This is a genomic window from Thermodesulfobacteriota bacterium (assembly GCA_040756475.1).
GTDB lineage: Bacteria > Desulfobacterota > Deferrisomatia > Deferrisomatales > JACRMM01 > JBFLZB01.
Genome location: JBFLZB010000073.1, coordinates 1 through 22,069, shown reverse-complemented (window position 1 = coordinate 22,069; position 22,069 = coordinate 1). Strand labels below are relative to the sequence as shown.

The window sequence follows — 22,069 nt, the reverse complement described above, 5'->3', positions numbered from 1 at the left end:
TCCGGCGCCGGCGGTGGTGGAGGCGCTCTCGTTCGAGACGATCTTCGCGGCCATGCTGGCGGATTTGCGCGCGCGCGACCCGGCGTTTACGGCGCTGGTGGAGAGCGACCCGGCCTACAAGATTCTGGAGGTGGCGGCCTACCGCGAGCTGTTGGTGCGCCAGCGGGTGAACGACGCGGCCCGCCGGGTGATGCTGGCCTACGCGGCGGGCGCCGACCTGGAGCACCTGGCGGCCCTCTACGGGGTGACCCGGGCGGTGGTGGACCCCGGCGACCCCGGGGCGGTGCCGCCGGTGCCCCCGCTCTACGAGACCGACGAGCGGCTGCGCCACCGGGTGCAGCAGGCCCCGGAGGCGCTCTCGACGGCGGGCCCGGTGGGTGCCTACGAGTTTCACGCCTTCTCGGCCTCGGGGGCGGTGGCCGACGTGGACGTGGCGAGCCCGGCGCCGGGCGAGGTGGTGGTGACGGTGCTCTCGGCGCTGGAAAACGGCGTGCCGTCGCCCGAGCTTCTGGAGTTGGTGGAGGCCGCGGTGAACGCCCGCGACGTGCGCCCCCTCACCGACCAGGTGACGGTGCAGGCGGCCGCGGTGCTGACCTACGCGGTGGAGGCGGTGCTCTACCTGTATTCGGGGCCCGACCCCGAGGTGGTGCGCCAGGCGGCGGCGGACGCCGCCACGGCCTACGCGGCCGAGCACTTTCGCCTGGGCCACGACATCACGCTCTCGGGGCTCTACGCGGCGCTGCACCGGCCGGGGGTGCAGCGGGTGGAGCTGACCTCTCCCGCGGCCACCCTGGTGGTGGAGGGCCACCAGGCGGCCCGGGCCTCGGCGATTGCGGTGACCATTGGGGGTACCGATGAGTGAGCCGGCGGATCTCTTGCCCCCCAACGCCACGCCCCAGGAACGCGCGCTGGCGCGGGCGGCGGCGCGGGTAAGCGAGGTGCCGGTGCCGGTGGCTGCCCTGTGGAACCCGGCCACGTGCCCGGCGGCGCTTCTGCCCTGGCTCGCCTGGGCGCTCTCGGTGGACCACTGGGAGAGCGGGTGGAGCGAGGCGGTGAAGCGCGCGGCCATCGGCGAGAGCCTGGGGCTGCATGCCAAGAAGGGCACGCCCTGGGCCGTGGAGCGGGCCTTCGTGGTGGCGGGGGCGCCCAACGCCACGGTGGTGGAGTGGTGGGAGTACGCAGGCGACCCCTACCGTTTTCAGGTGGAGATCGACCTGGCGGAAAACGAGGTGACGCTCGAGCTCGAACGCCGGCTGCTGGCCACGGTGGACGCCTGGAAAAACGTGCGCTCGTGGATGGACGGCATCGTGTACCGGGTGGCGTGCGCCGGGCCGGTGCCGAGCTTCGCCCAGGGCCTGCACGCCTCGGAAGTGACGACGCTGTATCCCCCCGCACCCTGAGCCCCCAAAGCATCGAGGAGACCCCATGAGCGAGTTCTACTGCATCTTGACCCAGGCGGGCCTCGACGCCGTGGCCGCGGCGGTGGGCGGCGGCCCCAAGGTGGACTTTGCCCAGCTTGCCGTGGGCGACAGCGCCGGCGCGTACTACGAGCCCAGTGCCCAGCAGGTGGCCCTGGTGAACGAGCGCTGGCGGGGCGCGGTGAACCGCATCTACGTGCACCCCCAGCACGCCGACTGGCTGGTGGTGGAGGCGATGGTGCCGGCGGCAGTGGGCGGGTGGGACATCCGCGAAGCCGGCCTCTTTACCGCGGGCAGCCCCGGCACGCTCTTGGTGGTGGGCAAGTACCCGCTCACCGCCAAGCCCGCCCCGGGCAGCGGCGCCGAAAAAGACCTGTACGTGCGTCTGGTGCTCCAGGTGACCAACGGCGGCGACGTGGTGCAGATGATCGACCCCAGCGTGTCGATGGCCACGGTGGCGTACGTGGACGACCACATCGGCCGCACCGACGCCCACTTCGCCACGCCCGACCCCTTTGGGCTGCGCATCGTGGCCCGCGACGAGCTGGGGCGCGCCAAGGTGGGGGCGCCCGCCGACGCCGGCCACATCGCCCGCAAGTTCGAGGTGGACACGGTGCAGGGCAATCTGGACGCCCACGGCGCGCTGACGAGCCCCCACAGCGCCACGAGCGCCCCCACGGCGAGCAGGCTGATGCTGCGCGACGCCAGCGGCCGCTGCCAGGTGGCGGCGCCTTCGGCGGCGGCGGATATCGCCCGCAAGGATACCGTGGACACCCATGCGGCACTCATGGCGGCCCATGGGGCCACGAGCGAGCTCGAAGGAGGCCTGGGCCGGCCGGTGCTGCGCCACTCGGTGACGGGCCGGGCCAAGATCGGCGTTCCGCTGGACTTCAACGACATCGCCCGCAAGGACACGGTGGACATTGGCGTGTCGGAGCACAACGGCCTGTTCAGCCCCCACGGGGCGACCAGCGCGGCCACGGCGGGGCGCCTGGTGGTGCGCGATGCAAACGGCCGGGCCCAGGTGGCGGCCCCTTCGGCGGCGGCGGATGTGGCCCGCAAGGACACCGTGGACCTCGCCCTGCTGGGGCACACCACCCAAACCCAGGTGCACGGCGCGTACCACGGGCGCGTGAACGCGGCGGGCACCGCCCTGCGTCTGCCCGCGGGGTGGTCGAGCGCCCGCCCCAGCACGGGCATCTACCGCGTGACCCACAACCTGGGCACGACGAACTACACCGTGATCCCGGCCAACGGCGTCTCGGGGACCAACGACATGATGGTGGTCGGCCAGGTCCAGGCGTCGTATTTCGAGGTGCATTCGTATACCGCCAGCGGCACGGCTTCGAACCTTTCGGGCTTTCAGTTCGTCGTGCATGTGGACTGAGCCCCGGCCCCTTCGAGCCGAGCTGCGGGTGACGGTGGTGTACCGCTCGCTCCTGGCGCGGCTCTTCTTCGCGGGCCGCCGCGGGCCCTGGGGGCTGGCCCTGGGACGGCGCGTCTTCTTTACCCACCCCCGAGGGCTGGTGTCGGACGCCGCCCGAAACCACGAGCTCATCCACGTGTGCCAGCAGGCCGAGGCGGGGCTCTGGCGCTTTCTCTGGCGCTATCTCTGGACCGAGCGTCGCAGGCCCTATCGGGAGAAGTCGGCCGAGGTGGAGGCCTACGCCCATCAGCACGACCCCGGCTACCGCGCCCGCCGCTGGCCCGGGCTGGCGCTGACCGTGCGAGAGAGGTGACGCGATGGACTTCTTCTGGCCCGCCCCCGCCCAGGCCGCCGCGGATCTCGCGGGGGGGCAAGGCTCCACCCTGGTCTTCTGGGTCTTGGGGGCGATCTTCACGGCGCTTCTGGCGGCACTGAACCTGCTCGCCCTGGCGGGGCGCTCGGACCTCCAGGAGATCAAGCGCGAGCTCAAGGAGGGCTCGCGGCGGTTTCGCCAGCTCGAGAGCTCGCTCGCCAACCATAGCGAGCGGCTCTCCCTGATCGAGCGCACCTGTGAGATACAGCACGGCCCCTTGCCCCGGCGCACGACCGATCCCCCCGGGTTCGACGGCCGCAAGGACCGGTGCCATGGCGGCGAGCGGCAGCAGGGCTGAGCCCCCGCTGCCGGCCCTGCCCATGCGCGAAGTGCTGCGCTGCAAGCGCTGCCGCGCCCCCAATCCGGCGCTGTGGCTCGTACCCATGCCCGCAGAAAGCCTGTGCTGGCGGTGCATGCAGGCCGTGGCCCGAGAGGCCCTGAGCAGGAGGAAACGGCGATGACCTGGCGGCTCGTACCGAATCGAGACCGGCGCTTCGGAAGCGCCCGCCATTACTGGTGGGTCGTGGGGCCCCGGGGCCGGCACCTGCTGCTGACCTCGGCCGAGGTGGAGCGCGCCGCCGTGCGCGCCGGCGCCAACCCCGAGGACCTGCATCCCGCCTCGGCCCGGCCGGCCCCCCCGCGGGTGCCCTGGTGGCGGCGCCTGTGGCGCGGATGGCTTCGATGAAGCCGTGCCCCCGGGCCTGGGACTTCGTGCCCCTGCGCGACGTGCTGGTGACCCACCCCGGCCTCACCGCCGTGGAGGCGTGCCTGGCGCTCGACGCCTTGAAGCGCGCCCTGTGCCCCTGCCACGAGGTGTGCGCTCGCTGGGCCGACCAGCTCGTGGCCGCCCGCCGCGAGCTCGGGGAGGCCATACCCCGGCCGGAGGACCTGCGGTGACCTGGGGGGCCCTGTGGCGGCGGCTGCGGGGGAGCCCGGCGCCGGCCGCGAACGCCGTTCGCGCTGCGGAGCCCGCGCCCCCGGCATCGGGCCCGGAGACCTCGCCGGAGCTCCCCCGGCTGCACCTGCTGCGCACCGACACCGGCGACCACGGCACCTTCGGGGTACTCACCGCCTGCGGGCCCGGGGGCCCCTACGCCTGCCAGAGCGCCGAACCGCCCTGGAGGGACAACCGCCGCAACCTCTCGGCCATCCCCCCCGGGCGGTACCGCTGCGTATGGCACCGCTCGCCCCGGTACGGGTGGGTCTACTGGGTGCAGGAGGTGCCCGGCCGCGACGGCATCCTGCTCCACGCGGGCAACCTGGCCGGCGACCGCGAGCAGGGCCTCAAGACCCACACCGAGGGGTGCCTGTTGCCCGGGGCCTACCGGGGCCTCCTGGAGGGACAGCGGGCCGTTCTGGCCTCCCGCGTGGCCCTGGGGCGCCTGGTGGAGGCTCTGGGGGGCGCCGCGGCTCCCGAGATACGGCTCACCGTAGAGGAGGGCTACCGATGATCGAGGCGATCTTGTCCGGAGGCTGGTCCGCCGTGGCCGGCGGGCTCTTCGGCACCGTGGGGAGCCTGGCCAAGGGGTGGCTGGAAGCCCGCCACGAAAAGCAAATGGCCGAGCTGCGGATGCAGGAGCGCGACGCCGACCGCAGCCACGAGCTCGCCGTGATGGACCGCGAGGCCGAGCACGCCGCGCACCTGGCGAGCATCGAGGCCGCGAAGGAGGAGCGGGTGGCCGACCTCGGGGCGCTCCAGACCTCGCTCCTCCAGGAGGCCCAGGGCGCCACCTGGTCGGCCCCCTGGGCCGCGCGCCTGGGGGGCTTCTGGGCCGGTCTCGTAGGGGTCGGCCTGGGCCTCGTGGACATCGTGCGCGGCCTCATGCGCCCCCTCATCACCACCTACCTCCTGGGCCTCACCACGGCGCTGACCGTGCGGGTCTTCGGGCAGATGGGCGGCCTCGACGACGCCCACGCCTTCGACTTGCTGCTCAAGATCGTGGACATGGTCCTCTTCCTGAGCTGCACCTCGGTAGGCTGGTGGTTCGGCAGCCGCCCCGCCGGCGGCCTCCTCAAGCCCCGCTGATCTTCCCGAGCCCGCCTGGGAGCCCCTTCGGCTCCCGTCCCCCGGGCGGGGCAGGCAGGGCCACGGAAGGCAGAGCCACGCAAAGCCCCTCCTGCCCTGCCCACCGCCTCGTCTACCTCCCGACCGGCCCCGCCTTCGTCTGCCGGTGGTGTTCCCTCACGTGGTCCCTCCGGCCGCGCCTCGAGCTGCTATCCTCCGAGCGGTGATTCGGAGGAGGCGCCGTGCGTACCGCGTGCGTACCAACCGTACACCATCCCCGGCCAAACCCGACCACCCCCGTTTCAACGATGTTGATTCCGCGCGCAAAAACAGCCACCCCCGACCAAGCCGAGCCACGTGAAACCACCCGAAAACACCCAGGCTCGGTCATCCATGGCGCGATTCCTCGCGGCTTGCTCGTGTTTGAGTGCGGCAACGCGCGCCTCTTCGGTTGCACGGCCCTGGACGCGGACGGGAAGGACGGACCCCGGCGCACGGCTCCGGCCGCGTTGGGGCGCCATGCTAGCGGGACCTGGGTGCACAAGCAATGCCGGTTCCCCGAGACCGGTTCCCGAAACCGAAGGGTGCCGTCACAGGGGCACTCCCTCCCCGGGAAGCGGCATCTCCCGGCGCCGCTCGGCCCCAGGATCCGGCCGGAAGACCGCACCCGGCCGGGTTTGCCAACAGGCCAAACTCGGGGCGATACTTTGGCCTGCCCGGGCGGCAGCGCCTCCTGGGGGTCCCCGGGGGGCGGCCCGAGGCGCCGCAAGGGCAGTCGAAATCGATATCGAAATCGGCCCCGGCTCCGATCGCGATTTCGATCTCGATTCCGATAAGGAAGAGACCCCAACGGGCCGCCGGAACCCCGTCCGGGCGCGGCGCGACAGAGAGCTCCATGGACCTTCTCGGCATCACCGAAGCCCGCTTCTTCGCCTTTCTGCTGGTGCTCCTGCGGATGGGGGCGCTCTTTGCCTTCGCGCCGGTCTTCTCCACCCCGTTCGTGCCGACCCAGGTGAAGGCCGCGGCGGTGCTGGGGCTCAGCGCGGCGCTCACGGCCCTGGGGTTTCCGGGGGAGGTGGCGGTGCCGGCGTCGGCGGCGGAGCTCGTGGCCCTGGGGGTGCAGGAGCTCCTCCTGGGCCTCCTCATCGGCTTCATCGCGCGCCTGGTGTTCGCGGCCGTCCAGTTCGGCGGGCAGCTCATCGGCTTTCAGATGGGCTTGGGAATCGTGAGCGTGCTCGACCCGCAGTCCGAGACCCAGATCTCGGTGGTGAGCCAGTTCCAGTTCATCCTGGCGGTGCTCCTGTTCCTCGCCGTGGGGGGAGAGGGGATGCTGCTGGAGGTCTTTGCGCACAACCTCACGGCGGTCCCGCCGGGCAAGCCGCTCCTCACCGGACCCCTGATCGGCGCGGTGGCGCACCTGACCGGCGAGGTCTTCAGCCTGGGGCTCAAGCTCGCGGCCCCCGTGGTGGCGGCGCTCTTTGCCTCCCAGGTCCTCTTGGGAGTCTTTGCCCGGTCGGTGCCGCAGATGAACATGCTGGTGCTGGGGTTCCCCCTCCAGATCCTGGTGGGCTTCACGGTCATGGGGCTTGCGGTGCGCCACTGGGGGCGCGCGATGCTCCACGCCTTCTCCGAGACCTTCGAGGCCCTGCGGGGGCTCGCGGCGCTCCTGGGCTGACCGATGGCGGGCGACGATCAGGAAAAGACCGAGTCCGCAACACCCAAGCGCCGGCGGGAGGCCCGGGAAGAGGGCCAGATGGCCCGCAGCCCCGAGGTCCTCACGGCCTTCGTGCTCGCCGCGGGCGTGCTGGGGCTGTGGATCGGGGCAGGCAACATCTACGCCGAGCTGCGCTCCCTCTCGGTGGACCTCCTGCGCATGGGGGACGGGCAGGAGCTCACGGGGGCGGCCACGGTCGCGCTCGCGGTGCGGGTGGTGGGGGCCCTGGTCCGGGCCCTGGCGCCCCTGCTGGTGGCGGCCCTGGTGGGGGGCATCGCGGGCAACGTGGTACAGGTGGGGTTCCTGGTGTCCTTCAAGGCGCTGGAGCCCAACTGGGGGCGGCTCGATCCCTTCAAGGGCCTGAAGAACCTCTTCCAGAAGGCCAAGATCATCGATCTGGCCAAGAATATCCTCAAGGTGGTCCTGATCGGGTGGGTGGCGTACCTGGCCGTTCGGGGCCGCCTGGGGGAAATCCCCTATCTCACCGACCTGCCCACCCGGGGCTTCCTCGCGTACCTGCTGGAGCTCGGGTTCGCCATCCTCAAGTACGTGCTCCTCGTCTACGTGGTCATCGCGCTCCTGGACTACGCCTTCCAGCGGTGGCAGTTCGAGGAGCGCATCAAGATGTCGAAGCAGGAGGTCAAGGACGAGTACAAGGACACGGAGGGGGATCCCCTCATCAAGAGCCGCATCCGGAGCCTCCAGCGCGAGATGGCCCGGCGGCGCATGATGGCCGAGGTGCCCAAGTCCGACGTGGTGGTCACCAACCCCACCCACGTCGCGGTGGCCCTGCGCTACGACCCAGCCGAGATGGACGCTCCCCGGGTGGTGGCCAAGGGAGCCGACCGGGTGGCCGAGCGCATCCTGGAGCTGGCCCGGGAGCACCGCATTCCCCTCTACGAGGCCCCCCCCATCGCCCGAGCCCTGTACCGCGAGGCAGAGCTCGGCGACCCCATCCCCGCAGACCTCTTCCAGGCCGTGGCCGAGATCCTGGCCCACGTCTACCGCGCCGCCGGCAAGGAGGTCCCGCGGTAGCCGTGTCGAAAAGGTGTCAAGTTCCCTTCTCCCGAAGCCGATCAGAGCCGGCAGCTTCTCAAGAGATCCGGAGGCAGCCGTGATCCGAGTGCTGGTGGTGGACGACTCGGCTTTCATGCGGACGGCCCTGTCCAGGATGCTGGAAGCCGACCCGGAGGTGCAGGTGGTGGGCACCGCCCGGGACGGCCTCCACGCCCTGGAGCGGGTGGCCGAGCTCGACCCAGACCTGGTGACCCTGGACGTGGAGATGCCGCGCATGGACGGCCTGGAGGCCCTGCGCCGCATCATGGCCACCTCCCCGCGCCCGGTGCTCATGGTCTCGAGCCTCACGGCGGAGGGGGCGGAGGTCACCCTGCAGGCCCTCGACGAGGGGGCGCTCGACTACATCCCCAAGAGCATCGGGGGCAACGTGCTCGACATCGTCCAGATCGAGCACACCCTGCGGGAAAAGGTACGCACCCTGGGCCGCCGCCGGGCCCCCCCCGCAGCCCCCCGCCCCGCCCCCTCGCCGGCGCTGGCCTCGGCACCTGCGCGTCCTGCGGCCCCCCGGCCGCGGCCGGGGCTGGGGCAGCCGCGGTTCGTGGCCGTGGGCGCCTCCACCGGCGGCCCCCCGGCCCTGCAGAAGTTCTTCGCCGGGCTCCCCCCGGGCTTCTCGGCCCCGGTCGCCGTGGTGCAGCACATGCCCAAGGCCTTTACCGGGCCCTTCGCCCGGCGCCTGAGCGGGCTGGGGCCCTTGCAGGTGAAGGAAGCCGAGAGCGGCGACCGGCTGGAGGCGGGATGGGGCTTCGTGGCGCCCGGCGGAACCCATCTGGTGGTGCGCCGCGAGGGCGCCCACCTGGTGCTGCGGTTGACGGACCACCCCGCCGAGAGCCTCCACAAGCCCAGCGTGGACGTGATGTTCCGCTCCTTCGCCGAGGCGGCGGGGCCCGCGACCCTGGCCGTGGTCCTCACCGGCATGGGCTCGGACGGGAGGGAAGGGGTGCGGGCCCTCAAGGAACACGGGGCCCGGGCCATCGCCCAGGACGCCGCAAGCTGCGTCGTGTACGGCATGCCCCGCGCGGTGGTGGAAGCGGGCCTGGCCGACGCCGTGCTCCCCATGGGGGAGATTCCCGGAGCCGTCGGGGTCGCCGTGGGGGGAGCGCAGGGGTGAACCCGGCCGCTTCGGTCTTCACCCCAACAGGGGTCGAGCCCTTGTCGGACGAGGAGTTCCAGCGAGTTCGTGCTTTCGTGTACGAGCGCAGCGGCCTCGCGTTCGAGGAGAGCAAGCGGTTCCTCCTGGAGAGCCGGGTGCGCAAGCGGCTGCGGGCGGTAGGGCTCACGGGGGTCGACGCGTACCTCGAGATGGTGCGCTCGCCCCTGCGGGGGGCCGCGGAGCTCCTGGAGCTCCTGGACGAGCTCACCACCCACGAGACGTCGTTCTTTCGCGGCGCGCCCCAGCTCGAAGCGCTGCGCAAGCGCGTACTGCCCGGGCTCCTGGCGGCCCGCGCCCACCAGGGGGAACGGTCGCTGCGGGTGTGGAGCGCCGCGTGCTCCTCGGGGGAGGAGCCCTACACCCTGGCCATGCTCGTGGCCGAAGCGCTGGGGGAGGAGCTGGGGCGCTGGGACGCGCGGATCGTGGCCACGGATGTGTCCCAGAGCATGCTGGCCCGGGCACGAGTGGCCGAGTACGGCCCCTACAGTCTTCGCACCGCGCCCGCGTACTTCGTGCAGAAATACTTCGAGGCCCCGGGGCCCCAGGTGTTTCGGGTGCGGCCCGAGGTCGCCCGCCTGGTGGAGGTGCGCTTCCTGAACTTCGCCGACGAGGGCGCCATGTGGGCCATGAGGGGGTTTCACCTGATCTTCTGCCGCAACGCCCTCATCTACTTCGACCGGGAGGCCAGGCGGCGTTGCGTGGAGCACTTTGCCCGGGCCGTCGAACCCGGAGGATATCTGTTCGTGGGGCATGCCGAGTCCCTCCACGGCCTCACGGACGCCCTCAAACCCGTCCACTTTCCCGGCGCCCTGGCCTATCGGAAACCCCTGACCGACACGGAGTCACTGCTCGGGAGGAGCGATCCATGAACGCCGACCGCATCACCGACGACACCCGGGAGCTGCTTCCCGACTATCTGGCCGACGCCCGGGAGTGCCTCGAGGTGGTGTCGCGGGTCCTCCTGGCGGTGGACCGGGGAGAAGAGGACCCGGAGCACGTGACGCTCCTCTTTCGCCAGATGCACATCATCAAGGGAGGAGCGGGGCTCATGGGATTCGCCCAGGTGGGGCGCCTGGCCCACGCCGCGGAGGACGTGCTGGGGGCGGTAAAGCGCGGGGACGCCTCCTTCGGCCCCGCCCTGGCCTCGGCGCTCCTCGGGGTGCACGACGGCCTTCGGGCACTGCTCGACGAGCTCGAGAGCCGGGGAGAGACCGCCACCGACCCGGGGGGCGCGATCCGCGCCCTGGAAGCAGTGCTGTCGGGGGAAACCGGCCGGGCGCCGCCTCCCGAGCCCGCCGCCCGCGCCCAAGCCCATTGCGCGCCCTCGGCGCCCGCTCCCGCCGGCGAGGAGGCGGACGAGGTCCTGCGGGAGTTCTTCCTCGAGAGCTGGGAGCTCATCGACGACCTGGATCAGGACCTGGTTGCGCTGGAGGAGCGGCCGGGCGACCGGGAGCTCCTCAACAAGATCTTCCGGGCGGCCCACACCCTCAAGGGCTCCAGCTCCTTCCTCGGGTTCCAGCAGATCAGCGAGGTCACCCATCGGGTGGAGGACATCTTCAACAAGCTCCGGCGAGACGAAATGGCGCTCCAGCCCGAAGTGATGGACGTCATCCTGGAGGCCGTGGACCGGGTGCGGCGGCTCCTGCAAGCCGCCCAGGCCGGCTCCCCGGGACCGGCGGTGGACGACCTCCTCGCCGCCTTGGCGCGGGCCGCCGAAGCAGCCCCCGCCACCCCAAGGGACACGCCCCGGGCCGAGGTCTCCGCAGCCCCGGTGCCGCCTTCCCCGGCGACGAGGGCCCCCGCAGGGGCGTCGGCGGAGGCCGGAGGCCGGCCGCCCCAGGCCGAGCAGACCATCCGCGTGGACGTGGAGCGGCTGGACTCCCTGATGAACCTGGTGGGGGAGCTGGTGCTCGCCAAGAACCGCCTCACCCGGCTCCGGGGACAGATGGAAGAACGGCTCGAAGGGGAGAGCCTGGTGGAGGACCTGTGCGAAACCTCCTCCCAGATCGACCTGGTGGCCTCGGACCTCCAACTGGCGGTGATGAAGACCCGGCTCGTGCCCATCGACAAGGTCTTCCGCAAGTTCCCCCGCATGGTGCGCGACCTCTCCCGCTCCCTGGGAAAGGAGATCCGGCTGGAGATCCAGGGGGAGAACACCGAGCTCGACAAGTCCGTGGTGGAAGTCATCGGCGACCCCCTGGTCCACCTCATCCGAAACTCCGCCGACCACGGTGTGGAAGGCCCCGAAGCGCGGGCCGCGGCAGGCAAGTCCCGGGAGGGCCGCATCCGGCTCTCCGCGTGCCACGAGGGAAACCACATCGTGGTGAGCGTGGAGGACGACGGGAAGGGCATGGACCCCGAGGTGCTCAAGCGAAAGGCAATGGAGAAGGGGCTCGTCTCCGCCCAGGAGGCCGCCTCCATGTCCCCCAAGGAGGCCTTCAACCTCGTTTTCGCCCCCGGTTTCTCCACGGCCCAGGTCGTGACCAACGTGAGCGGCCGGGGCGTGGGGATGGACGTGGTGAAGACCAACATCGCTCAGCTCAACGGCCTGATCGAGATCGACTCCACCCTGGGCGGCGGCACCCGTGTCGACGTGCGCATCCCGCTCACCCTGGCCATCATCCAGGCGCTGCTGGTGCGCACCGGCGCCGAGGTGTACGCGGTGCCCCTGGTGAGCGTGGTGGAGACCGTGCGGGTCGAGCCCCAGGAGATCAAGACCGTGGATCGGGCACCGGTGCTGCGGCTGCGCGACCGGGTCGTGCCGCTCCTGCGCATCGACCAGGTCTTCGGCATCCCGACCGCCCGCAAGGAGAAGGGCCGCGAGTACGTGGTGATCCTGGGCATGGCCGAGAAACGGGTGGGGCTCGTGGTGGACGCCCTGGTCGGGGAAGAGGAGGTCGTCATCAAGAGCCTGGGCAGCTACCTCACCGACACTCCGGGCATCGCGGGGGCCACCATCCGGGGGGACGGCCGGGTGACCCTGATCGTGGACGTCAACCAGCTCCTGGGCCTGGCGGCCCGGCTGCGCCACGGGGCCCCCGCGCGGGCGGCAGCCTGAGGCCCGGAGACCGCCGTGACTCCTTCCCGCCGCTTCGTTCCCGAAGACCCCGGGGGCGGCCCCGCCCCGGTCTTCCTGGCCCAGGCGCGTGCCTGGGGGGGGGGGGCCGCGGCCCACCGCCGCGCCTCGCCCACCGACGTGCGGATGGTCCTGTACGGGGAGCCCGGGGTCGGCAAGACCCATGCCGCCCGTTTTCTGCATCGCTTCGGCCCCCGGGCGCGGTGTCCGCTGCTGCGGCAGGGACTCGCGGACCCCAAGGCGGCCGCCCAACTCGCCGCCGGCGGATTCCTGGAAGCCGCGCGGGGGGGTACGCTGATCCTGGAGGACGTGGACCGGGCCGGGGCCGAGCTCCAGGCGCTCCTGGTGGGCCTGCTGGAACGCTGGGAGGCTCCCGAGGGAGGCGAGGCGACGGTGCGCATCGTGTCCACGGCCCGGCGGGACCTCCTCACCGGGGTGGAGGAAGGCTGGTTTCGCAAGGACCTCTACTACCTCCTGGAGGTCTTCCCGGTCGCCCTGCCCCCCCTGAGGGAGCGCCCCGAGGAGATCCCCCTGTACGTTTCGCACTTCTTCGGGCGCCACGCGCCGGGCCGCAGAGAGCCCCCCATCCCGGAGGTCTTCCTCGTCCACGCCCTGTCCTACGCCTGGCCGGGAAACCTCCGGGAGCTGGAGAACCTGGTCGTCTCGGCCCTGCCCGCCGAGGAAGGAGGCCCCTGGCGCCTTCCCCCCTCGCTCCCGCGGCGGGGCGCGGACCCCGAGCCGCTGCCGTTTGCCCAGGCGAAGCGGGAGTTCGAGAAGGCATACGTGCAGCGGCTCCTCCTCCTGACCGAGGGCAACGTGACCCAGGCTGCCGAGTTCGCGGGAAAGGCCCGCAAGGATTTCTACGCTCTGATGGCGCGAAACCGGATTGACCCCGACACCTTCCGCCGCGGCGCTTCCACATGAGCCGCGCTCCCGCTCGCCGGCGGCCGGCGCCGCCTTTCCAGGGGGTGTCGTGAGCCAGCTGTGGACCGACGCTTACCTCGGGCCCCTTGCCCAGGAGCTCTACCGGCGCTGCGGCCTGGTCTTCGAGGGCGGCCAGCGTCACCTCTTCCGCAAGAGGATCGAGCGGCGGGCGGGAGAGCTGGGCTACCCCTCGCCCGAGCACTATGCGGCCGACCTGGGACGCCGCCTGGGGGAGAGCGAGTACGAGCGCCTCATCGAGCTCCTCACGGTGAACGAGACCTTCTTCTTCCGGGAGGAGGAGCACTTTCGCGCCCTCCTCGAGGTCTTCTGGCCCCAGTGGACCAGGGTCGGCATCGACCCCATCCGGGTATGGAGCGCGGCGAGCTCCACGGGGTGCGAGCCATACACCCTGGGCATCCTCCTGCGGGAGCGGGGGCTGCTCGGGGCCGGCCGGCCCCGGGTGGAGATCCTCGGCACCGACCTCAACAACCGGGTCCTGTCCGAGGCCCGAGAGGGCCTCTACGGTGACTTCTCGCTGCGCAACACCACCCCGTACTACCGGGAGAAGTACTTCCGCAAGGAAGGGCACCTATACCGGCTCGACCCGGAGGTCCGAGCCCTGGTGACCTTCCGGCGCTTCAACCTGCTGCGCCCGGACCCGGTGCCGCCCAACTCGTTCCACGCGATCCTGTGCCGCAACGTACTCATCTACTTCGACCTGGAGGCCAAGCGGCGGGCCGTGGGCGTGCTGGCGCGGGCGCTGGCTCCCGCCGGCGTGCTGGCGGTGGGCCGCTCCGAGTCGCTGTTCAACGTGCCCGAGGCCCCGCCCCTGGTGAACCTGGGCGGGGTCATGATGCACCAGAAACCCTGACGTCCTCGCAACGGCGAGGCTGACCCGGGAGGAGAGATCATGGAGACCAGGAAGACCGAACGGGAAGAGGAGATCCTCCAGCTCGTCACCTTTCACGTGGGCGACGAAGAGTTCGGGGTAGAGATCCTGGAGGTGCGCGAGATCAACCGCATGATGGAGATCACCCGGGTGCCCCACGCTCCCGACTTCGTGGAGGGGGTCATCAACCTGCGGGGCCAGGTCATCCCCGTGGTGGACCTGCGCAAGCGTTTCGGGCTCCCGGCGGTGGAGCGCGACAAGAGCGCCCGCATCGTGGTGGTAGAGCTGGGCGACCGGGTCGTGGGCTTCCTGGTGGACTCCGTGAGCGAGGTCCTCCGGGTGCCCCGGAGCCTGGTGGAGCCGCCGCCCCCCATCGTGGGCGGGATCGATGCGGCGTACATCGAGGCCGTGGTGAAACTGGAGGACCGGCTCCTCATCCTGCTGGACCTGCGCAAGCTCCTGAGCCGCAGCGAAACCCAGGAGCTGGGCGAGTTCGAGGCATGAGGGCCGACATCCTCAACCCCTTCCTGGCCGCGGTGGGGGAGGTCTTCCGAACCATGGCAGGGCTCGACCCTCGCCGGGGCACCCCGCGCCTCAAGGGCTCGGAAGACACGTCGTTCGATGTCTCCGGCGTGGTGGGGCTCACGGGGCAGGTGCAGGGCTTCGTCGCCCTGAGCTTTGGGCGGGCGGCGGCGTTCCACGTGGTGGGGGCGTTCCGGGGCGAAGCCGTGGCGGCCGTGGACGAGGAGGTCAAGGACGCCGTGGGCGAGCTCACCAACATGGTGGCGGGGGGCGCCAAGCGCGCCCTGGCCGAGGCCGGGTACGACCTGCGCATCTCCATCCCCTCGGTGATCGTGGGTCCCGGCCACAGCATCTCCCGGCCGCGGGGAGTCCCCTGCTTCGAGATCCCCTTCGAGACCGAGGCGGGGAGCTTCAGCGTGGAACTGTGCCTGCGGTTGGATCTCTAGGAGCCGGCTCGGTCCCTGCTCCAGCCGCCTCTGTGGGGGCCGCGCTCCGGGAGGCGGCCTCCCTGCTCGGCCTGCGGCTCGGCAGCGTGGTGGAGGCCCGGCTCCAGGAGGCCCTGGGCCCCCGGGAAGGGGTGCTGTCCATCGGCGGAAACCTGTTCCGGGCCCTCCACCCCGAGGGGCTCTCCCCGGGGCAGCGCCTGGAGCTGCGCCTGGTGAGCCTGGGCCCCCCCCCGGTCTTCAAGCTGCCCGGCGGCCCCGACGACGCGGTCGCGCGCCTTCTGCGACCGCCGTCCCTGGGGTTCGAAGGGGCCGTGCGGGCGTTTCTCACGGCCCCTCCCGCCGAAGGGGCGCCCGGGGCGGACCTGGCAGCCGCCCTGGGGCGGCTTCTTCGCCTGCCGGAGGAACCCGCGGCCCTGGCCGCCGCCCTGGCCCGGCTCCTCCGAGGCTCGGGGCTCTTTCACGAGGCAGACTTGGCGCGGCCCCAGACACAGTCCCCCGCCGACCTCAAGGCCCTGGCGCTCCTGCTCCTCTCCCGCCAGCCCGAAGGCGCGCTGGCCCGAGCCGCCGCGGCCCTGGTGGGGCACGTGGAGGCCCACCAGGCCCGAAGCCTCCTGGAAGGCGCCGCGGTGGTCCCCCTGGTGCTGCCCTGGGGAGAGGAGTGGGTGCACGGGGAGCTGCGGCTCGAGCTCGAGGGACGCCGCGCCGCAGAATCCGGGAAGGCGGGCGGGGCCCTGCGCCTGCGCCTCCAGATGCCGCGCCTGGGACCCGTGGAGGTGAACGTGCGATGGGGAAGCCCCGGGGTCTTCGTGCGCCTGGCCCTGGAACCTCCCGTCCTGGAGGAAGCCCGCGAGGGCCTCGAGGACCTTTCCCGGCTGCTCACGCGCGACGCGGGGGTTCGGGTAGCCGACCTGCGGGCCGAGCCCCTCCCGCCCCCCGCCCCCAAGGGCAGCCCCGGCCTCGTGGAGGTGCTCGCGTGACCCGCACCCGCCGCGCCGCCGCCCTGGCCTACCGCCCCGGCAAGGACACCGCCCCCCGGGTCACGGCGGCGGGGCGGGGGCTCGTGGCGGAGCGCATCCTCGAAGCCGCCCGGGCCGCCGGCCTCCCGGTCCGGGAGGACCCAGCCCTGGCCGAGATCCTCTCCCGCCTGGACCCCGGCGAGGAGATTCCCCCCGAGACCTACCGCGCCGTGGCCGAGATCCTCGCCTTCCTCTACCGCCTGGACCGGCGGCAGCCGGGGTGACACGGGGCGCCGGCCCTCCTTTGCAGCAGCCCCGGGTTCGGTACAATGGCCCCATGCCCGCCCCCCTTGTCCCCCTTGCCCTGCGCTGCCTCCTGGCAGGTTGCCTCGCCCTGACCGCGGGGTGCGGGCGCCTGGTGGACGCCTTTCTCTACGCGCCCGAGCGCGCGCTCGCCGGAGCTCCGGGGGCGGTGGGGCTGGACTACGAGGAGCTCGCCTTCGCCAGCGAGGACGGCGTGGACCTCCACGGGTGGTGGGTGCCCGGGCGGCGGCCCGGCCCGGCCGTCGTCTTCTTCCACGGCCACGCGGGCAACGTCTCCCACCGGCTCGACATCCTGCGCCGGCTTCACGACCGGGTCGGGCTCGGGGTGATGATCTTCGACTACCGGGGATACGGCAAGAGCCGGGGCTCTCCCTCGGAGGAGGGTCTGTACGCGGACGGGCGGGCGGCCCGGGCGCTGGTGCGCGCGCGGGGGTGGGACCGGCACGGGGTGATCCTGTACGGGCGCAGCCTGGGGGCCGCCGTGGCGCTCCACTCCACCCTGGAGGAGCCAACCCTGGGCTGCGTGCTCGAAGCTGCCTTCACGTCCGTGGAAGAGCTGGTCCGGCTTCGCTACCCCCTGCTCGCCGGGGTGGCGGGGCCGTGGGTGGAGGGCGTGTACCCCAACCTGTCCCGAGTGCGGGAGCTTCGCAGCCCCACCCTCTTCCTGCACGGCGACCGGGACACGGTGGTCCCCATCGGCATGGGGTGGCGGCTCTTCGACGCCTGCGCGGGACCGAAGTGGTTTCGCACCCTCCAGGGCGCCGGCCACGACGACCCGGCGTTCGTGGGGGGCGACGTCTACTGGGAGGCCTGGGAGGAGTTTGTGTCGCGCCTGGAGGCGAAGGAGCTCAAGAGCAGCGCAGCACCGGCCGATCGGTAAGACCGGCGCTACCGCCGGAACCGGCAGGAGGAGCTGACCGTGCACGTGCTCGTGGTAGACGATTCCTCCACCATCCGCCGCATCATCCGCCAGGTGCTGGAGGCCCAGTTCGACGCCTCGGTGGAGGAGGCCCAGGGGGTCGGCGACGCCCTGGCGCTTCCCGGGCCCTTCGACCTGGTGGTCACCGACCTGCTCCTGCCGGACCGCCACGGGTTTTCCCTGCTTCGCGAGCTCCGGGCACGCCCGGACACCGCGCGGGTTCCCGTCATCGTGGTCTCCGTGGAGGTGGAGCCCGGCACGGCCCGCGAAGCCCTGGCTGCCGGCGCCTCGGCCTTCCTGGGCAAACCCTTCCGGCTTCGGGAGCTCGCGGACGCCGTGGGCTCGGCCCTGGGCGCCCCGATCCCGGCAGCCGGCGCCGGGGTCAGTGGCTCTCCTCCACGAATCGGGCGATGAGTTCGGCGCAGGTGTCGTCCAGACCGAGGAAGTAGACCGCCAGCCGGTACTCCTTGACCCCCACGGTCTCCACCTCCGGCTCCACCCGCACCACCACCCCCTCGCACTCCACCGTGGCGGTGCCGCTCGCCGCGAAGGGCAGCTCGACCGCCACCTTGAGCTTCGCGAAGGGAGCCACGAAGCGGGGGCTCTTGCAGTACAGGCCCCGGGTGGAGATGTTGATGGACTCCGCCCGGAGCCCATCGGTGCTGTCGTGCCCGACCCGCAGTGGCAGGTTGCGGTCGTAGCGGGGTTCCCTGCGGCGCTCGGATTCGGTCGCGCCCCCTACCTGTCTTCCCATGGGTTTCCTCCTCCTCGGCAGTTCTGCTGCTGCAATCCTCCCGCGTCCCGCGACCCTCGCGCCCCCGGAAACTCCCGGATCCGCTCGTAGGTGGTCGTTCGCTGGGCCGGCCGGAAGCCCGCGTCGGCAATCAGGGCCACGAGCCGCTCCTGCTCCACGCGAAAGCGCACCCCCGCCGCCGCCACCACGTTTTCTTCGAGCATCGTGGACCCCAGATCGTTGGCACCGACCCGCAGGGCCACCTGGGCCACCTTCTCCCCCTGGGTGACCCAGGATGCCTGCAAGTTGGACACGTTGTCGAGCACCAACCGCGAGAGCGCCAGCACCCGCAGGTACCGCACCGCCCCCACCGGCCGCGCGCCGGTCATGCGGCCGAGCTCCGTGTGGGAGGGCTGGAAGGTCCAGGGGATGAACGCCGTGAAGCCCCCGGTGCGGTCCTGGAGGGCCCGCACCCGCAGGAGATGCTCCACCAGGTCCTCGTCCCGCTCGGCGGAACCGAACATCAGGGTAGCCGTGGTCGGCATGCCCAGCCGGTGGGCGGCCTCCATCACCCCGGCCCACTCCCGCCACCCGATCTTGTTGGGACTGATCTCGCGGCGAACCCGATCCACCAGCACCTCGGCCCCGCCCCCGGGCACCGAGTCGAGCCCCGCCCGGTGGAGCCGCTCCAGGGCCTGCTCCATGGGAAGGCCCGAGAGCCTGGCCAGGTGCACGATCTCCGCCGGGGAGAGGCTGTGGTTCTGCACGCCCGGAAAGCGGCGCTTCATCTCGACGAAGAGCTCCTCGAACCAGGCCAGGGGCAGCTCGGGGTGGAGGCCCCCCTGCATGAGCACCTGGGTGCCCCCCCGGTCCACCAGCTCCCGGATCTTGGCGAAGATCTCCTCGTGGGAGAGCACGTACCCCTCGGGGTCGCCGGGCTTCCTGTAGAAGGCGCAAAAACGGCACTGGCAGGTGCACACGTTGGTGTAGTTGACGTTGCGGTCCACCACGAAGGTCACGAACCCGTCGGGATGCAGGCGCTCCCGCGCCGCGTCCGCCCTGCGCCCGAGCGCCAGGAGCTCTTCCCCGCGCAGGAGCCCCAGGGCCTCCTCCCGCTCGATGCGGCCGGCAGGGGCGGCGGACCCGGGGTGGCGGGCGCCAGGCCGATCGGTCCGGCCCGACGGATCAGACGGATCAGACCGAGCGGACCGAGCGGACCCGGCCGTGCCCACCGCCCGATACAGGGTATCCCGCTCCAGGGGCAGCTTGCCGGCCTCCCGGATCATCGCCACGAGCTCGTCGCGGGTCAGCGCTTCTCGGCTCGCGGCTCCGGCGTCGTGGGCGATCTTCTCCTCCACCACCGTGCCGTCCAGGTCGTCCACCCCGAAGTGCAGGCTCACCTGGGCGATCTTCTCCCCGAGCATCACCCAGTAGGCCTTCACGTGATCGAAGTTGTCCAGGTACAGGCGCCCTGCCGCCAGGGTCTTGAGGTCGTCGAAGCCGGTGGTGGCGGCACCCGTGGCCAGATCCGAGTGCAGCGGCTGGAAGGCCAGGGGGATGAAGGCCTGGAAGCCCCCCGTCCGGTCCTGGAGCTCCCGCAGGAGCCGCAGGTGCTCCACCCGGTCGGCGAGGCTCTCCACGTGACCGTAGAGCAGGGTCGCGTTGGAGCGCAGCCCCAGACCGTGGGCGGCCTCCATGATCTCGAGCCAGCGAGCCCCGGAGATCTTCTCGGGGCAGATCCGCCGGCGGGTCTCCTCCGCCAGGATCTCCGCCCCGCCCCCGGGCAGGCTCCCGAGCCCCGCCTCCGCCAGCTCCTGGAGCACGCCCGCGGGGCTCTTTCCCGACAGGCGCGCCAGGTGGTCGATCTCCACGGCGGTGAAGCCCTTGACGTGGAGCCCCGGGTGCCGGCGCTTGAGCTCTCGGATGGTATCCCGGTACCACCCCAGGGAGAGCTCCGGATGGAGCCCCCCCACCATGTGGACCTCGGTGGCCCCCGCGGCTTCGGCCTCGGCCGCCCGGGCCAGCACCTCGTCCTGGGTCAAGGCGTAGGCGCCCGGCTCTCCGGGGCTCCGGCTGAAGGCGCAGAACCGGCAGCGGTTGACGCAGACATTGGTGGGATTGATGTGGCGGTTGACGTTGTAGAAGACCCGGTCGCCGTTCTTCCGGCGGTTGGCCAGATTCGCGAGCTCCCCCACCGCGAGCAGGTCGTCGCTGGCGAGCACCGCCAGGGCGTCCGCCTCGTCCAGGCGCTCGCCGGCCTCCACCTTGCGCCCAACCGCGGCCAGGGACGGCAGCGCGCTCACAGCCCCACGTCCAGGAGGGTAGCCGCGAAGACGACGATACTGATGACGCCGTTCATCGAGAAGAAGGCCGCGTCGAGCCGCGAGAGGTCTCGGGGAGTGAGCAGGGCGTGCTCGTAGAGGAGGGCAACGGCCACCGCGGTCACGCCGAGCGCGTACCACAGGCCGAGGCCGAAGAGCGGAATCTGGAGGGCCAGAAGCACCACCACGGCGGCATGGAGCCGGGCCGCCCGCTTGAGCGCCGTCCCCCGCCCCCAGCGCTGGGGCACGCTGTGGAGCCCCGCCTGCCGGTCGAAGGCCTCGTCTTGGAGCGCGTAGAGGATGTCGAACCCCGCCACCCACAGGAGCACCGCCAGCCCCAGGGGCACGATCCGCCAGCTCCACTCCCCGGTCACCGCGACCCAGGCCCCCAGGGGCGCCGCGGCCAGCGCGAGCCCCAGGAGGTAATGGCACAAGGCGGTGAACCGCTTGGCATAGGGGTAGAGGAAGAGCACGGCCAGGGCCAGCGGGGAGAGCGCCAGGCACAGGGGGTTGAGGGCCCAGGCGGCCAGCACCAGGAGCGCCGCCCCACCCAGCGCCAGGGCCCAGGCCTCCCCGGGCCGCACCGTCCCGGCGGGAAGGTGCCGGTCGGCGGTCCGGGGGTTGGCGGCGTCGATGCGGGCATCGGCGATCCGGTTCCAGGCCATGGCCGCCGTGCGCGCACCCACCATGGCCGCCACGATCCACAAGAGGGTCCCGAGCCCCGGAATTCCCCCGGCCGCCAGCACCATGCCCGTGAGGGCGAACGGCAGGGCGAAGACCGTATGGCTGAACTTGATCATCTCGAGCAGGGCGCCGGCCCTGCCCCAGGCTCCTCCCCACATGCGCCGCGCCTCGTCTCCTGCGGAAAACCCGGTGGCCCAGGATCGAAGGCGAGTATACGACGGAGTCCAGGGCTCGTGAAAGAACCTACGAAGACCTCACCTGCCCCCTGCCCCCTGCCCCCTGCCCCGTCACAGATACCCCAGCACCCGGTACCCCGCGTACCCCAGGTACTCGTGCACGGCGGTGGTGGAGAGCTGGAGGGCCCAGGCCTGGGGCAGGTAGTGGAGGGGGGTGAGGCGAAGGGGGGTGGCCCGATAGTCCACGGGGTAGGGGATGGGGTCCAGGCCCTGCTTGCGAAAGCACCCCACTGCCCGGGGAAGATGGTAGGCGCTCGTCACCAGGAAGAACCGGTCGATCTTTCGCTCCCGAAGGAGCCGGGCGGTGCGCTCGGCGTCCTCATGGGTGGTGCGGCTCTCCCCCTGGAGGAGGATCGCCTCGCGGGCGACCCCCAACTGCCGGGCAAACGCCGCCAGGAGCTCGGCCTCCGAGACCCCGGGGAGGAAGGGGTCGCCGCTGCCCCCCGAGATGACGAGCCAGCGGGCGCGCCCTTCCCGCACCAGGCGGGCCCCCTCGATGATCCGCTCGGGACGGTCGTAGAACTCCACCCGGTCCAGGCTGGACCGGGCCAGATCCACGGTGCCGGCCAAGACCACCGCCGCCTCGGCGCGGGTATCGGCGGCCGGGACCGGGAACTCCCGCTCCAGGGGCGCCACGAGCCGCTGGGCCACCGCCCCGCTGCCCAGGGCTGCCAGGAACCCCAGGGAGAGCAGCAGCACGAACCGGGCCGCCCAGGGCGCGCGCCAGGACAGGAGCAGCGCCAGGAGGAACAGCGCGCAGGCGAGCCCCAGGGGCATCCCGAAGGGGGAAAGCAGCTTGAGGGCGGTAAAGGGGACCTCAGGCATGCCCGGCGCTGCCCAGGACCTTCTCGTTCTTGTGCTTGAGCAACGCCACCA

General features: G+C 72.0%; 26 protein-coding genes and 1 pseudogene. 22 read left to right on the top strand and 5 right to left on the bottom strand.

The window, feature by feature from the left end:
• The 22 genes from AB1578_12055 to AB1578_11950 form a co-directional block, all read left to right on the top strand.
• On the top strand, positions 1 to 862 hold an 862-nt coding region (locus AB1578_12055), incomplete at its 5' end, for a baseplate J/gp47 family protein (protein MEW6488629.1).
• Positions 855 to 1,400: a phage tail protein I gene (locus tag AB1578_12050; protein MEW6488628.1), complete on the top strand. Its 546-nt coding sequence runs from the start codon at positions 855 to 857 to the stop codon at positions 1,398 to 1,400. The genes AB1578_12055 and AB1578_12050, both read left to right, overlap by 8 nt.
• A 25-nt stretch (positions 1,401 to 1,425) precedes the next feature.
• Positions 1,426 to 2,805, top strand: coding sequence for a phage tail protein (locus AB1578_12045; GenBank protein MEW6488627.1), 1,380 nt, complete (start codon positions 1,426 to 1,428; stop codon positions 2,803 to 2,805).
• Positions 2,795 to 3,157, top strand: coding sequence for a hypothetical protein (locus tag AB1578_12040; protein ID MEW6488626.1), 363 nt, complete (start codon positions 2,795 to 2,797; stop codon positions 3,155 to 3,157). Before AB1578_12045 ends, AB1578_12040 begins: the two co-directional genes overlap by 11 nt.
• Before the next feature lie 4 nt (positions 3,158 to 3,161).
• The gene (locus AB1578_12035; GenBank protein ID MEW6488625.1) at positions 3,162 to 3,515 is read left to right on the top strand and encodes a hypothetical protein; all 354 of its coding nucleotides are present in this window, start codon (positions 3,162 to 3,164) and stop codon (positions 3,513 to 3,515) included.
• 159 nt (positions 3,516 to 3,674) lie between these two features.
• On the top strand, positions 3,675 to 3,902 hold the full coding sequence (locus tag AB1578_12030) for a hypothetical protein (protein ID MEW6488624.1): 228 nt from the start codon (positions 3,675 to 3,677) through the stop codon (positions 3,900 to 3,902).
• A complete protein-coding gene (locus tag AB1578_12025; protein ID MEW6488623.1) occupies positions 3,899 to 4,114 on the top strand; it encodes a hypothetical protein in 216 nt (71 codons plus the stop codon). Before AB1578_12030 ends, AB1578_12025 begins: the two co-directional genes overlap by 4 nt.
• Complete coding sequence (locus tag AB1578_12020; protein MEW6488622.1) at positions 4,111 to 4,668, top strand: DUF5675 family protein; 558 nt, start codon at positions 4,111 to 4,113, stop codon at positions 4,666 to 4,668. Before AB1578_12025 ends, AB1578_12020 begins: the two co-directional genes overlap by 4 nt.
• Entirely contained in the window at positions 4,665 to 5,243 is a 579-nt protein-coding gene (locus tag AB1578_12015) for a hypothetical protein (protein MEW6488621.1), read from the top strand. Before AB1578_12020 ends, AB1578_12015 begins: the two co-directional genes overlap by 4 nt.
• An 874-nt stretch (positions 5,244 to 6,117) precedes the next feature.
• On the top strand, positions 6,118 to 6,897 hold the full coding sequence (fliR, locus tag AB1578_12010) for a flagellar biosynthetic protein FliR (GenBank protein MEW6488620.1): 780 nt from the start codon (positions 6,118 to 6,120) through the stop codon (positions 6,895 to 6,897).
• A 3-nt stretch (positions 6,898 to 6,900) separates the two neighbouring features.
• Positions 6,901 to 7,971: a flagellar biosynthesis protein FlhB gene (gene flhB / locus AB1578_12005; GenBank protein ID MEW6488619.1), complete on the top strand. Its 1,071-nt coding sequence runs from the start codon at positions 6,901 to 6,903 to the stop codon at positions 7,969 to 7,971.
• 79 nt (positions 7,972 to 8,050) lie between these two features.
• A complete protein-coding gene (locus AB1578_12000; protein MEW6488618.1) occupies positions 8,051 to 9,121 on the top strand; it encodes a chemotaxis response regulator protein-glutamate methylesterase in 1,071 nt (356 codons plus the stop codon).
• Complete coding sequence (locus AB1578_11995; protein MEW6488617.1) at positions 9,118 to 10,032, top strand: protein-glutamate O-methyltransferase CheR; 915 nt, start codon at positions 9,118 to 9,120, stop codon at positions 10,030 to 10,032. The genes AB1578_12000 and AB1578_11995 overlap by 4 nt, the downstream gene beginning before the upstream one ends.
• Entirely contained in the window at positions 10,029 to 12,221 is a 2,193-nt protein-coding gene (locus AB1578_11990; GenBank protein ID MEW6488616.1) for a chemotaxis protein CheA, read from the top strand. Before AB1578_11995 ends, AB1578_11990 begins: the two co-directional genes overlap by 4 nt.
• Before the next feature lie 15 nt (positions 12,222 to 12,236).
• The gene (locus AB1578_11985) at positions 12,237 to 13,163 is read left to right on the top strand and encodes a sigma 54-interacting transcriptional regulator (GenBank protein MEW6488615.1); all 927 of its coding nucleotides are present in this window, start codon (positions 12,237 to 12,239) and stop codon (positions 13,161 to 13,163) included.
• 49 nt (positions 13,164 to 13,212) lie between these two features.
• Entirely contained in the window at positions 13,213 to 14,034 is an 822-nt protein-coding gene (locus tag AB1578_11980; protein ID MEW6488614.1) for a protein-glutamate O-methyltransferase CheR, read from the top strand.
• A gap of 39 nt (positions 14,035 to 14,073) precedes the next feature.
• On the top strand, positions 14,074 to 14,556 hold the full coding sequence (locus AB1578_11975) for a chemotaxis protein CheW (GenBank protein ID MEW6488613.1): 483 nt from the start codon (positions 14,074 to 14,076) through the stop codon (positions 14,554 to 14,556).
• Positions 14,553 to 15,020 carry a chemotaxis protein CheX gene (locus AB1578_11970; GenBank protein MEW6488612.1) on the top strand — a complete coding sequence of 156 codons (468 nt, stop codon included), beginning with the start codon at positions 14,553 to 14,555 and terminating at the stop codon, positions 15,018 to 15,020. Before AB1578_11975 ends, AB1578_11970 begins: the two co-directional genes overlap by 4 nt.
• Positions 15,021 to 15,052: 32 nt before the next feature.
• The gene (locus tag AB1578_11965) at positions 15,053 to 15,997 is read left to right on the top strand and encodes a hypothetical protein (protein ID MEW6488611.1); all 945 of its coding nucleotides are present in this window, start codon (positions 15,053 to 15,055) and stop codon (positions 15,995 to 15,997) included.
• Positions 15,994 to 16,260 (top strand): EscU/YscU/HrcU family type III secretion system export apparatus switch protein, encoded by a 267-nt coding sequence (locus AB1578_11960; GenBank protein MEW6488610.1) that lies wholly within the window; start codon positions 15,994 to 15,996, stop codon positions 16,258 to 16,260. The genes AB1578_11965 and AB1578_11960 overlap by 4 nt, the downstream gene beginning before the upstream one ends.
• A 53-nt stretch (positions 16,261 to 16,313) precedes the next feature.
• The gene (locus AB1578_11955) at positions 16,314 to 17,180 is read left to right on the top strand and encodes an alpha/beta hydrolase (GenBank protein ID MEW6488609.1); all 867 of its coding nucleotides are present in this window, start codon (positions 16,314 to 16,316) and stop codon (positions 17,178 to 17,180) included.
• A 39-nt stretch (positions 17,181 to 17,219) separates the two neighbouring features.
• Complete coding sequence (locus tag AB1578_11950; protein MEW6488608.1) at positions 17,220 to 17,633, top strand: response regulator; 414 nt, start codon at positions 17,220 to 17,222, stop codon at positions 17,631 to 17,633.
• Here AB1578_11950 and AB1578_11945 read toward each other — a convergent pair.
• The 5 genes and pseudogenes from AB1578_11945 to AB1578_11925 all read right to left on the bottom strand — a co-directional run bounded on the left by AB1578_11945 (position 17,602) and on the right by AB1578_11925 (position 22,018).
• Positions 17,602 to 17,973 carry a PilZ domain-containing protein gene (locus AB1578_11945; protein MEW6488607.1) on the bottom strand — a complete coding sequence of 124 codons (372 nt, stop codon included), beginning with the start codon at positions 17,971 to 17,973 and terminating at the stop codon, positions 17,602 to 17,604. The two genes, AB1578_11950 and AB1578_11945, sit on opposite strands and share 32 nt — an antisense overlap.
• On the bottom strand, positions 17,958 to 19,073 hold the full coding sequence (mqnC, locus tag AB1578_11940) for a cyclic dehypoxanthinyl futalosine synthase (protein MEW6488606.1): 1,116 nt from the start codon (positions 19,071 to 19,073) through the stop codon (positions 17,958 to 17,960). The genes AB1578_11945 and mqnC overlap by 16 nt, the downstream gene beginning before the upstream one ends.
• A gap of 117 nt (positions 19,074 to 19,190) precedes the next feature.
• Positions 19,191 to 20,246, bottom strand: a pseudogene (gene mqnE, locus AB1578_11935) (aminofutalosine synthase MqnE).
• 5 nt (positions 20,247 to 20,251) lie between these two features.
• Positions 20,252 to 21,115, bottom strand: coding sequence for a UbiA-like polyprenyltransferase (locus AB1578_11930; GenBank protein ID MEW6488605.1), 864 nt, complete (start codon positions 21,113 to 21,115; stop codon positions 20,252 to 20,254).
• A 129-nt stretch (positions 21,116 to 21,244) separates the two neighbouring features.
• Positions 21,245 to 22,018 (bottom strand): YdcF family protein, encoded by a 774-nt coding sequence (locus tag AB1578_11925; protein MEW6488604.1) that lies wholly within the window; start codon positions 22,016 to 22,018, stop codon positions 21,245 to 21,247.
• Positions 22,019 to 22,069: the final 51 nt, after the last annotated feature.

Coding starts and splice junctions, on each gene's coding strand:
- AB1578_11930 (MEW6488605.1), bottom strand. CDS start 21,115: ATGTGGGGAGGAGCCTGGGGCAGGGCCGGCGCCCTGCTCGAGATGATC.
- AB1578_12015 (MEW6488621.1), top strand. CDS start 4,665: ATGATCGAGGCGATCTTGTCCGGAGGCTGGTCCGCCGTGGCCGGCGGG.
- AB1578_11955 (MEW6488609.1), top strand. CDS start 16,314: ATGCCCGCCCCCCTTGTCCCCCTTGCCCTGCGCTGCCTCCTGGCAGGT.
- AB1578_12050 (MEW6488628.1), top strand. CDS start 855: ATGAGTGAGCCGGCGGATCTCTTGCCCCCCAACGCCACGCCCCAGGAA.
- AB1578_11970 (MEW6488612.1), top strand. CDS start 14,553: ATGAGGGCCGACATCCTCAACCCCTTCCTGGCCGCGGTGGGGGAGGTC.
- AB1578_12025 (MEW6488623.1), top strand. CDS start 3,899: ATGAAGCCGTGCCCCCGGGCCTGGGACTTCGTGCCCCTGCGCGACGTG.
- flhB (MEW6488619.1), top strand. CDS start 6,901: ATGGCGGGCGACGATCAGGAAAAGACCGAGTCCGCAACACCCAAGCGC.
- AB1578_11925 (MEW6488604.1), bottom strand. CDS start 22,018: ATGCCTGAGGTCCCCTTTACCGCCCTCAAGCTGCTTTCCCCCTTCGGG.
- AB1578_11945 (MEW6488607.1), bottom strand. CDS start 17,973: ATGGGAAGACAGGTAGGGGGCGCGACCGAATCCGAGCGCCGCAGGGAA.
- AB1578_12030 (MEW6488624.1), top strand. CDS start 3,675: ATGACCTGGCGGCTCGTACCGAATCGAGACCGGCGCTTCGGAAGCGCC.
- AB1578_11990 (MEW6488616.1), top strand. CDS start 10,029: ATGAACGCCGACCGCATCACCGACGACACCCGGGAGCTGCTTCCCGAC.
- AB1578_11975 (MEW6488613.1), top strand. CDS start 14,074: ATGGAGACCAGGAAGACCGAACGGGAAGAGGAGATCCTCCAGCTCGTC.
- fliR (MEW6488620.1), top strand. CDS start 6,118: ATGGACCTTCTCGGCATCACCGAAGCCCGCTTCTTCGCCTTTCTGCTG.
- AB1578_12045 (MEW6488627.1), top strand. CDS start 1,426: ATGAGCGAGTTCTACTGCATCTTGACCCAGGCGGGCCTCGACGCCGTG.
- AB1578_12035 (MEW6488625.1), top strand. CDS start 3,162: ATGGACTTCTTCTGGCCCGCCCCCGCCCAGGCCGCCGCGGATCTCGCG.
- AB1578_12040 (MEW6488626.1), top strand. CDS start 2,795: ATGTGGACTGAGCCCCGGCCCCTTCGAGCCGAGCTGCGGGTGACGGTG.